Source organism: Janthinobacterium sp. AD80 (assembly GCF_002878455.1).
Classification (GTDB): domain Bacteria; phylum Pseudomonadota; class Gammaproteobacteria; order Burkholderiales; family Burkholderiaceae_D; genus Janthinobacterium.
Genome location: NZ_NRDQ01000212.1, coordinates 1 through 10,085 on the forward strand (window position 1 = coordinate 1; position 10,085 = coordinate 10,085).

The following is a 10,085-nucleotide window of genomic DNA, read 5'->3' on the forward strand; positions in this document are numbered from 1 at the left end:
CCTGCCGCTGGCGGCCCTGGCCCTGCTGATCGCCCTGACGGCCGTCGAGCCGTTTGCCGGACTGCGCCGTGGCGCGCTGGAAGCGGGCCGCATGCTGCTGGCCATGCGCCGCCTGGCGCCGCGCCTCGATGGCAGGCAACAGCCTGCATCGTGCATCGGGACGGCACCGGGCCTGCACCTGGAACACGTCAGCGCCGCGCATGCGGGCAGCCAGGTGGCCATCCTGCACGACATCTCGCTGCACATCGGCGAGGGCGAGCGCGTGGCCTTGATTGGTCCCAGCGGCGCGGGCAAGTCCACCTTGCTGGCCATTGCCGCGCGCGAGCTGGCGCCGCTGGCGGGCACGGTGCATGCGGGCCGCGCCTGTCTGTTCACGCAGAAAACGGAACTGTTCCAGGACAGCCTGCGCGACAACCTGCGCCTGGCCGATCCGAGCGCCAGCGACGCGCGCCTGTGGGACGCGCTGCACGCTGCCGGCCTGGACGAGGAAGTGCGCGCGTTTGCGGGCGGCCTGGACACCATGCTGGGCGAGGGCGGCCTGGGCCTGTCCGGCGGGCAGGCGCGCCGACTGGCGCTGGCGCGCCTGTTCCTGCACGCATCGAAGGTGTGGCTGCTGGACGAGGCGACAGAGGCGCTCAATGCGCAGACGGCGGTTGACGTCCTGCAGCGCCTGCGCGCGCGCAGTGAAGGGCGCAGCTTGCTGATCGCAACCCACTTGCGGCGCGAGGCGGCGCTGGCGGACCGGCTGGTGACATTGCGCGACGGCCGCATTGCCGGCGACGCGCTGCGCGGTACGCCAGCCTTCGAGGCGGCACTGGCGCGATTGCGCAACGATTGAAGAAGAGCAGGGGAGACGCAGGCGGCGCTGCCTGACAGCTTTACAACACCGGCGCCAATCGAACAGCATCAGATAGATACCAAGTTTACAATTACAGTAGGGAAACACCAAGGAAATCATATGGACTTCGATATTGTCGCTTTATCCAGACTGCAGTTTGCGCTGACAGCTCTGTACCACTTTATATTCGTTCCGCTGACGCTGGGCCTGTCAGTGATCCTGGCCATCATGGAAACGGTTTACGTGATGACGAACCGCACCATCTGGCGCGACATGACCAAGTTCTGGGGTGTCTTGTTCGGCATCAACTTCGCCATGGGCGTGGCGACGGGCATCGTCATGGAATTCCAGTTCGGCATGAACTGGAGCTACTACAGCCATTATGTGGGCGACATTTTCGGCGCGCCGCTGGCCATTGAAGGCTTGATGGCCTTCTTCCTGGAAGCGACCTTCGTCGGCCTATTTTTCTTTGGCTGGGACAAGCTGTCGAAGCGCGGCCACCTGGTCACCACCTGGCTGGTGGCCATCGGCTCGAACTTCTCGGCCCTGTGGATCCTGATCGCCAACGGCTGGATGCAAAATCCCGTCGGCGCAGCCTTCAATCCGCAGACCATGCGCATGGAAGTGAGCGATTTCGGCGCCGTGCTGACGAATCCCGTGGCACAGGCGAAATTCGTCCACACGGTATCTGCCGGCTATACGGCGGCGGCCGTGTTCGTGCTGGGTATTTCCGCCTGGTATTTGCTGAAAGGCCGCCACGTGCAGCTGGCCAAGCGCTCGATGACGGTGGCCGCCTCGTTCGGCCTGGCCGCCTCGCTGTCGGTGGTGGTGCTGGGCGATGAAAGCGGCTACCTGTCGTCGGAACACCAGAAGATGAAGCTGGCCGCCATCGAAGCCATGTGGACCACGGAGCCGGCGCCTGCCGCCTTCACGGCTTTCGGCTTCCCGGACGCGGAAGCGCGCGAGACGCATTACGCCGTGCACATCCCGATGGTCATGGGCCTGATCGGCACGCGTTCGCTGACCACGGAAATTCCTGGCATCGAGCAGCTGGTCGATCGTGGCGAACTGCTGATACGCGACGGCATCAAGGCGTATGACGCGCTGCAAACCATCCGCGGCGTGCCACCGGGCGCGCCGGTGCCGCAGGAGGCGAAGGACATGTTCGAGTCGAAAGGCCAGTCCATGGGCTACGCCCTGCTGCTGAAACGTTACGTCGATGATCCGCGCCAGGCCACGCCCGAGCAGATCCGCAAGGCCGCGCTCGATACCGTGCCGCCCGTCGCGCCGCTGTTCTGGTCGTTCCGCGTGATGGTCGGCCTGGGCATGTTCTTCATCTTGCTGATGGGCACCTTCTTCGTGCTGTCGACGCGCCGCACCCTGGACAAGCACCGCTGGCTGCTGAAGGTGGCCGTGTTCGCCATTCCGCTGCCATGGGTGGCCATCGAGGCGGGCTGGATCGTGGCCGAAGTGGGCCGCCAGCCGTGGGTCATCGAAGGCGTGCTGCCGACGGCCGTGGCGGTGTCGAATCTGGGCGCGACGACCTTGCTGCTGACCATCGCCGGCTTTGCCGCCATCTACACCGTGCTGTTGATTATCGAAATGAAGCTGCTGCTCAAGGCCATCCGCAAGGGGCCGGAAGAGACGGCGCCGGCCCCCGTGCCTGCTGCCCCGGCCATTCATACTCAACACGCCTAAGGAGGGCAGACCATGATTTTGCATGAAATGATTTCGTATGAAACACTGCGCCTGATCTGGTGGCTGCTGATCGGCGTGCTGCTGGTCGGCTTCGCCATCACGGACGGCTTCGACCTGGGCACGGGCATCCTGCTGCCGTTCGCCGGCAAGACGGACCTGGAACGCAGAGTCATCATCAACAGTATCGGTCCCGTGTGGGAAGGCAACCAGGTGTGGCTGATCCTCGGCGGCGGCGCCATCTTTGCCGCCTGGCCGCAGCTGTACGCCGTCTCGTTCTCGGGCTTTTACCTGGCCATGTTCGTCATCCTGGTGGCGCTGATCATCCGTCCCGTGGCCTTCAAATTCCGCAGCAAGCGCGAAGATCCCCGCTGGCGCGCCCGCTGGGATGCGGCCCTGTTCGTCGGCGGCTTCGTGCCGGCCCTGATCTGCGGCGTGGCGATGGGCAACGTGCTGCAAGGCGTGCCGTTCCGTTTCTCGTCAGACATGCACATCTTCTACGATGGCAGCTTCTTCGCGCTGCTCAACCCGTTCGCCTTGCTGTGCGGCCTCGTTTCGGTTGCCATGCTGGTGATGCACGGCGCCACCTGGCTGCAATTGAAAACGGACGGCGCCGTGGCCGAACGCGCACGCCGCTATGGCAGCGTGGCGGCCATCGCCACCGTCGTGCTGTATGCGCTGGCCGGCGTGGCCCTTTGGTTGTGGGTCGATGGCTACCGCGTCACCAGTACGGTGGTGGTCGACGGCCCGTCGAACCCGCTGCTGAAAACGGCCGAAGTGCACGTGGGAGCGTGGTTCCTCAACTTCGCCGCCCATCCGTGGATCTGGATCGCGCCTGCGCTGGGCTTGCTGGGTCCCTTGCTGGCCTTCGCCTTTTTGCGCGCGCGCCGCGAAGTGCCTGCCTTGCTGGCCAGCGCGGCCAGCATCGCCGGCATCATCCTCGGCGTCGGTGCGGCCATGTTCCCGTTCATCCTGCCATCGTCGATCGACCCGCGTGCCAGCCTGACGGTATGGGATTCCTCGTCCAGCCACCTGACCCTGTTCATCATGCTGGTCGTCACGGCCGTCTTCATCCCCCTCATCGTGGCGTACACGACGTGGGTGTATAAAGTGCTGTGGGGTAAGGTTGATGCAAAAGCAATTAAAGAGGAGAGCGGTCACGCCTACTAAGCCTGATTGTCCCATACGATCTAGTTGGAATTAACGAAAGGAAATAATTATGTGGTATTTCGCCTGGATACTGGGTCTGCCGCTGGCGGCGACCTTCGCCGTACTCAATGCGATGTGGTATGAAATTGCCGATGGCGACACGACGCCCGAGCAGTACCGCGACTAGATCCACTGGCCGCAGTACGGACTGAACAGCCCCGCCCGGCGCAATGCCCGGCGGGGCTTTTTGCTTGCTACAGCAAGATGAATTCGCCGCGGATGCGCAGCTTCATGCCGCGCGGCGCGTCGGCGCCCGCCGCCACGGCCCAGGCGGTGACCCAGCGCGCACAGCGTTCGCGCGCCGCCGCATCTGCCAGCGCCTCGTTCAGCCGCCGCAGGCGCGCATCGGCACGGTCGATGCGCTGCGCCAGGTACAGGCGCTGGTCCATGGGATCCGTCTTCTTGCTGTAATGCTGCATGGCTTTCCCTTTCCGCGTGGTAACAAATCAGGTGATGGCATAGCCATCTACGCACGGGAGCGCCATTTGGATGCGGTGCAGGCACAAAAAAACACCATGGCGGTGGTAGCGTCGGCTTACGCGCTGCGCGCCAAGCCGACCTACGGGCTGGTGGATGAGTTAGCGGGGATAGGAAGTAGGTCGGATTAGCGGGGCGAAGCCACGCGTAATCCGACAATATTGTTGGCCGCGACGTGGTGTACAGCGCGTTTGTTCAGGCAGACGGCTTGCCCGCCGGCTTGGGAATGGCAATGGCGATCGGGTCGCTGGCCGGGAAGCTTTCCTTCAGCGCTTCATCGAGGATTTCCTCGGCGTGGCTTTCGCTGGCCGGGGTGGGCGAGTCGCGCTCCGGTGGCGGGGCGGGTGCGGTGGCGGCGTTGGTGCTGGAATGCATGACGATCCCCTTGCAGTCAGTGTTCGGCAACGCCATGCGGCCGGGATGGCCGTGGCGCGGGCTGATGCTTCCAGACTAGCACATCGCCCGAAAATGGCGCGCCCGCCGCGCCAGCCACGGCGCTGGTCAGGCCGGGTCTGCTACACTGCGCTCCACTTTTATCGATGGAACCGCCATGACCTTGTCTTCCTTGCCTTACCGCGCCACCGCCACCGAAGCCTGTGCCTGGCTGGCTGAACAGACGGGTTCCCCGTGGACCCTGGCGCGCCTGCTGGAGCAGGGCGGCTTGCCGTATGTGTGGCTTGACTACAGTGAGCAATGGGCCGAACTGTTCCATGACGGCGTGACGCGCTACGCGGCGCCCGTCGTATTTATCGGCGACAAGCAACACCTGGCCTCGGGCGCCGACGATGTGTGGCTGCGTTTTACCCGCGACTCGGGCAATCTCGCCATTGAACTGAAGGGAGATGGCTTGCGTGCGCCGAATGACGGCCTGCATTTCCAGGAACGCGATCTGCTGCGATTGTTGAAGGAACTGCAGCAGCCGCAGCCAGCCGAGGCCGGGCATGAACAAGCCGCTCCCGCCGTCCTGCCCAGCGCCTTGAAGGGCCTGGGACGCGAGCAGATTTTGCTGGCCTTTGCCGGCGTGAGCAAGATCGACCTGGACAAGGGGCTGGCCAGCGGCGTGGGCATCTTTGGCGACGATGGCGCCCGCGTGCGCAAGAATTCGCGCGGCGGCAAGAACAGCCACCTGTGGCATCCGGTGACCTTGGCGTTCGGCCTGCACGACGTGCACCGCGTGCCGATGGCGCACCTGAAGAAGGCCTTCGCCACGCAGCCCCTGCTGCGCGAGTGGCAGGCGGACTGGCTGGAATCGCTGCGTCTGCTGGGCGAGTGAGGGCTGGCAGGCTTACAGTTCGATCGGCGCCACCTCGGTGCCGATATCGGGTGCCGCGTAATGCAGGCTGAAGTACACGAAGGCGCCGATATTCATGGCGACCGTGATCCAGAACAGGATACGGAACGAGCGCTTGCTCGACTTGTGGCGCAGCCATTGCTGCGCCAGTATGGCGCCCGGCCAGCCGCACAACAATCCCAGCAGCAGCAAGGTACGTTCCGAGGTGCGCCAGCGGCCCTGTTTGGCGGCGGATTTGTCGATCGCATAGGCAACGAAGCAGCTCAGGCTCAGCACGCCATACACGAGGGCGACCAGGGCGGGGATGTGGAAAAAGAAGGTGGCCAGCAAATACAGGACGACAAAGAACAGGATGACAAGGTAGGACATAGGATGTGTAGGCTTGAGCGGAAGGCGTGAGTATCCCACAAGGGCCGCGCTGCCGTTGCCTAGAACAGGCAGCCTTGCGCCGTATCGATGTGCACGGCGCGGCGGCGGGCGTGCCCCGTCTTCAGCGCTTCGCGGTCGCTCGACAGGGCGATGCCTTCCAGCGCCAGTAACGTTTCCTTGGCATGCAGGCCGCCCGCGAAGCCTGTCAGCTCGCCCGTGGCGCCGATGACCCGGTGGCAGGGGGCGATGATGGAAATGGGATTCTTGCCGTTGGCGGCGCCGACGGCGCGCACGGCTGCGGGGCGGCCGATCTGGCGCGCGATCTCGCCATAGCTGCGCGTCTGGCCGTAGGGTATCGTCAGCAGGGCGCGCCAGACTTCCTGCTGGAAAACGGTACCGGCGAAATCGAGCGGCACGTCGAAACGCTGCAGGGTGCCGGCAAAATAGGCGCGCAGCTGGCGCGCCGTTTCCTGCAGCACGGCGCTGCTGTCATCGATGCGCATCGTGCCCAGGCGCACACGGCTGGGCTTGTCGTTTTCCCACAGGATGGCGGCCAGGGCTTCCCCGCGCGCCACCAGGGTCAGCTCGCCGACGGGCGAGGGCACCATAATATAGACGTATTCCATTGCCGTTCCTTGTGCACGCCGTGCACGATGAGATGAGCGCCAGTGTAGCAGATGCCGGCAAGACGCCTATGCGTGTAGCATGGGGTTTTTCGGCATGGAGAATTTGCTTTGACGACGATCCCCACCTATGACGCCATCCGCGCGATTGCCGTGCGCCTGGTGCGCGAACGCTATCCCTCGGCCGTGGCGGCCATCATCGGTGGTTCGTTCGCCACAGGCCGGCAAACGGCCAGTTCCGATATCGACTTGCTGCTGCTGTTCGACCATGTCGAGTGCGCGTGGCGCGACACCCAGGTCGCCGAGGGGCGCACGGTGGAATTGTTCGGGCACGACCTGGCCACGTTCGATTATTTTTGCCGTGAAATGGATGCGCCCGGCGGCAAGGTGCCGCTGGCGATGATGGTGGTCGAAGGCGAAAACATCCTGGATGCCGGCGAAGCCCATGCACGGCTGCATGCGCTGGCGCAAGCCATCGACCTTGCCGGGCCGCCCGTGCTGGACGAGGAAAGCCTGCGGCGGCGCCGCTACGCCGTCACCACCGCGCTGGAAGACCTGGTTGACAGCACGCAGCCGGGCGAGGCGCTGGCCGTCGCCTGCCAGTTGTACGAATGGCTGGCCGACCTGCATTTGCGCGCGGCTGGCCAGTGGAGCGGCGGCGGCAAGCACCTGTTCCGCCGCCTGCAGGCGTTCGATGCCGCCATCGCCGTCCAGCTCGACGGCGCACTGCGCCTGGCGGCCAGCGACTTGCCTGCCGGCCAGCAGGCGTTCGGGCAGGTCGCCGCTGCCGTGCTGGCGCACGTTGGCGGCCCCTTGCTGGCCGGCTTTACCTTGCCGGCACCGGCGCACTGGCGCAGCACGCCGGCCTGAAGCGACGCCTTAGAACATGCCGCGCACGCTCAGGCTGATGTTGCGCGGCTCGCCCCAGAACACGCCGTCAAAGAAGCCCACGTTGCGGTAGTATTTTTTGTCCAGCAGGTTATTCACGTTCAGCTGCACCATCGCATGCTTGTTGACGGCGTAGCTGGCCATGGCGTTAAGCAGCGCGTAGCCGGCCTGCGGGATATCGGTGATGGTGCCCGAGGGCGGACGGCCGTACCACGACTCGCTGTAGGTGGCGCTTTGCGCCGTCATGCTGCCGCCCACTTTCAAGCCCGCCAGCTGGCCATTGAAACGGTAGCTGGTGGCCAGGCGCAGCAAGTGGCGCGGTTGCGTGGTGGCGGCGCGGCGCCCGTCGGCCTCGGCCGCGTGCAGATAGGTATAGCCGCCGTTCGCTTCCCAGGCGGGGGTGATCTGCCCGGCCACGTCGAATTCCACGCCCTTGGCCGTCACGCCGGCGCCGTTGGCCACCATGGCCTGGCCGCCGTCGGGCAGCAGGAAGCCGGGCGGCACGGTGCGGTCGAGTTCCGCCAGGTTCTTTTTCTTCGTGTGGAACAGCGCGGCCGATGCGTTCAGCTTGCCTTCGTAGAATTCGCCCTTGATGCCCAGCTCGGCGTTGTCGCCCGTTTCCGGCGGCAGGAACTTGTCGTTGCGGTCTTTGCTCGTTTGCGGGTTGAACAGCTGCGTGAAGCTGGCATAGGCCGAATACTGCTTGCTGATGTCGAACACGGCGCCGACATAGGGCGTGACTTCATTGCGCGTTTCCACGAAGTCGCTGCTGCCCGTGTACACGCCCTGCGTGTCGTAGTTGCGCGTATCCGTGCGGTAAGTGCTGCTGCGCGCGCCGATGATCAGGTGCACCGGGTCGGCCAGGCTCAGGCGCGTAGCCACGTAGCCGCCCGCCAGGCGGGTAACATCCACCGTGTGCGAGCCGTCAGCGCGGAAGACGGGGCGGGGGATGTTGCCCGTCCAGCTGCGGTAGTCGGGAATGGCGGCCGGATAATTGATTTCCGCCTCGCCGCCCAGCGAGCGGGCGCGCTGGTTGCCGCCGTTCCAGCCGATGATGGCCGTGTGCTTGCGCCCCAGCAAGGTGAACGGGCCGCTGGCATACAGGTCGAAATTGTCGTTGGTGGTCTTGCCGGGGCCGTAGGCGCCCGTCCACAGGCGCATGCCCTCGCCGCTGGCCGGGTCGGGATGGCCCGCGCCCGCATACGCGACCGTGGTGCGGTTGGTGCTTTCCGTGCGCGCATAGCCCAGGTGCATATTCCAGTTGCCCGGCAGGCGCTGGTCCAGCGACGTGAACAGCGTGTGCTGCTTGTTGGCCCAGGTGCTCCACGGGGTCGTGAAACTGGTGTTGCGCGGCAAGTTCGCCAGGCTGCCATCCGCATTCCAGTAGGGCACTGCGCCCCAGGTGGCGCCCGTGGGCTTGTTGTCCTGGAAGTCGACGCCGGCCGTCAGCAGGGTGCCGGGGCGCAAGTCCGCTTCAAGGATGGCCATGCCGACAGTCTTGCGCTCGTGATACATGTCCAGGTAGGAATCGCGCTTTTGCCATGCCAGGGCCGCGCGCGCCCGCACGCTGCCGTCCGCGTTCAGCGGCGCGGAAATGTCCGTCTCGAGGCGCTGGTCATCCCAGCGGCCCATGCTGAGGCCGGCGCTGGCCTGGAAGGCTTTCGTTGGCCGCTTGCGTATCATGTTGATGGTGGCCGACGGGTCGCCCTTGCCGCCCATCAGACCGGTGGCGCCGCGTATGACTTCGATGCGGTCATACAGGATCGTATCTTGCAGTGGCGCATTGCCGCCGCGCGCCATGCCGTCGATCTGGATGTTGTTGATGCCGAAGCCGCGCGCATAGAACGTCGTGCGTTCCGTATCGTTCTGGCCCACCTGGATGCCTGTCGTTTGCGCCAGCGCCTGGTCCAGGCGCACGGCACCCAGGTCGTCGAGCAGCTGGCGCGTGATGATGCTGACCGATTGCGGCGTTTCGCGCAGCGACAAATCCATGCGCGTGGCGCTGCGCGCTTCGCCCGCCGTGTAGGAGCCCGTGCCTTGCGTGCTGGCCGTCGACTGGCCGAGGATGGTGATGGCGGGCATGGTCTTCTCGGCCGCATCGGTCTCGCCTTCGGCTGCCAGTGCCGGCAGCGACAGGCCGGCACACGCGATGCCGGTGGCCAGGCTGAGCAGGCAATTGTGTAGCAAACGGGGCAGGGGACGCAAGGCGGGCTGGCGGGAAGAGCATGGTACTGGAGTCGATTGCATTATTTTCCTGGACTATTTTAGTCGTGAGTTTTCCTATCTCGTCTGGCGAGTGGCGCAGTGGCTGGAAGGGTGGCGTGACGCTGGCCCGGGATCTGGCTCGGATAGCAGTTCCACCATGAAGCCCGGCGCGGATGGGCGTGGAAAAGTAGTGCGCGCATTGCTTTGGGTCTTGCCTGATCCTTGCACTTTTGTGAATAAGAATCATTATCAATATAAGCCGTGTTTGCCAAATATGCAAGCGTATGCACCAATTGAGTGCGCGCTGCCGGTCCACGGCGGCTTGCGTGGGCATCTGCGATAATGCAGGCGCTGACCAATTATTTTCCTCAATGAAAGAAATGCATGCGTACATGGATTGCCTGTGCAGGATGGTTGTGTGTCGTGTCGCTGGCCCAGGCCCAGGAACACGCGCCGCCAGCGGCTGCGCCCGCGCCGCAGCAGAGCGCCA

11 protein-coding genes are annotated in these 10,085 nt (G+C 64.8%); 6 read left to right on the top strand and 5 right to left on the bottom strand.

Going from position 1 to position 10,085, the window contains the following annotated elements; translation table 11 throughout:
• The 4 genes from JaAD80_RS27030 to cydX all read left to right on the top strand — a co-directional run.
• The coding region (locus JaAD80_RS27030) for an ATP-binding cassette domain-containing protein (protein ID WP_146012561.1) at window positions 1-838 on the top strand (838 nt) is incomplete at its 5' end.
• Between the two features lie 120 nt (window positions 839-958).
• Window positions 959-2,536, top strand: a complete 1,578-nt coding sequence (locus JaAD80_RS27035) for a cytochrome ubiquinol oxidase subunit I (RefSeq protein ID WP_102299151.1) — start codon at window positions 959-961, stop codon at window positions 2,534-2,536.
• A 12-nt stretch (window positions 2,537-2,548) separates the two neighbouring features.
• On the top strand, window positions 2,549-3,703 hold the full coding sequence (cydB, locus tag JaAD80_RS27040; protein ID WP_102299153.1) for a cytochrome d ubiquinol oxidase subunit II: 1,155 nt from the start codon (window positions 2,549-2,551) through the stop codon (window positions 3,701-3,703).
• Between the two features lie 49 nt (window positions 3,704-3,752).
• Window positions 3,753-3,869: a cytochrome bd-I oxidase subunit CydX gene (cydX, locus tag JaAD80_RS27045; protein ID WP_034757467.1), complete on the top strand. Its 117-nt coding sequence runs from the start codon at window positions 3,753-3,755 to the stop codon at window positions 3,867-3,869.
• Between the two features lie 67 nt (window positions 3,870-3,936).
• On the opposite strand, the gene JaAD80_RS27050 is transcribed toward cydX, so the two are convergent.
• Together JaAD80_RS27050 and JaAD80_RS27055 are read right to left on the bottom strand one after the other, a co-directional pair.
• Window positions 3,937-4,161, bottom strand: a complete 225-nt coding sequence (locus JaAD80_RS27050) for a hypothetical protein (RefSeq protein ID WP_102299155.1) — start codon at window positions 4,159-4,161, stop codon at window positions 3,937-3,939.
• Window positions 4,162-4,414: 253 nt separating this feature from the next.
• A complete protein-coding gene (locus tag JaAD80_RS27055; RefSeq protein ID WP_146012562.1) occupies window positions 4,415-4,594 on the bottom strand; it encodes a hypothetical protein in 180 nt (59 codons plus the stop codon).
• Between the two features lie 175 nt (window positions 4,595-4,769).
• Here JaAD80_RS27055 and JaAD80_RS27060 point away from each other — a divergent pair, with 175 nt between their 5' ends.
• On the top strand, window positions 4,770-5,492 hold the full coding sequence (locus JaAD80_RS27060) for a hypothetical protein (RefSeq protein WP_102299159.1): 723 nt from the start codon (window positions 4,770-4,772) through the stop codon (window positions 5,490-5,492).
• Window positions 5,493-5,504: 12 nt separating this feature from the next.
• On the opposite strand, the gene JaAD80_RS27065 is transcribed toward JaAD80_RS27060, so the two are convergent.
• Both JaAD80_RS27065 and JaAD80_RS27070 read right to left on the bottom strand, forming a co-directional pair.
• Window positions 5,505-5,879, bottom strand: coding sequence for a DUF1294 domain-containing protein (locus tag JaAD80_RS27065; protein WP_102299161.1), 375 nt, complete (start codon window positions 5,877-5,879; stop codon window positions 5,505-5,507).
• Window positions 5,880-5,938: 59 nt separating this feature from the next.
• Window positions 5,939-6,505 (bottom strand): methylated-DNA--[protein]-cysteine S-methyltransferase, encoded by a 567-nt coding sequence (locus JaAD80_RS27070; protein ID WP_102299163.1) that lies wholly within the window; start codon window positions 6,503-6,505, stop codon window positions 5,939-5,941.
• Between the two features lie 108 nt (window positions 6,506-6,613).
• Here JaAD80_RS27070 and JaAD80_RS27075 point away from each other — a divergent pair, with 108 nt between their 5' ends.
• Complete coding sequence (locus JaAD80_RS27075; RefSeq protein WP_102299164.1) at window positions 6,614-7,372, top strand: nucleotidyltransferase domain-containing protein; 759 nt, start codon at window positions 6,614-6,616, stop codon at window positions 7,370-7,372.
• Between the two features lie 9 nt (window positions 7,373-7,381).
• On the opposite strand, the gene JaAD80_RS27080 is transcribed toward JaAD80_RS27075, so the two are convergent.
• The gene (locus JaAD80_RS27080) at window positions 7,382-9,637 is read right to left on the bottom strand and encodes a TonB-dependent siderophore receptor (protein ID WP_102299166.1); all 2,256 of its coding nucleotides are present in this window, start codon (window positions 9,635-9,637) and stop codon (window positions 7,382-7,384) included.
• Window positions 9,638-10,085 lie beyond the last annotated feature (448 nt).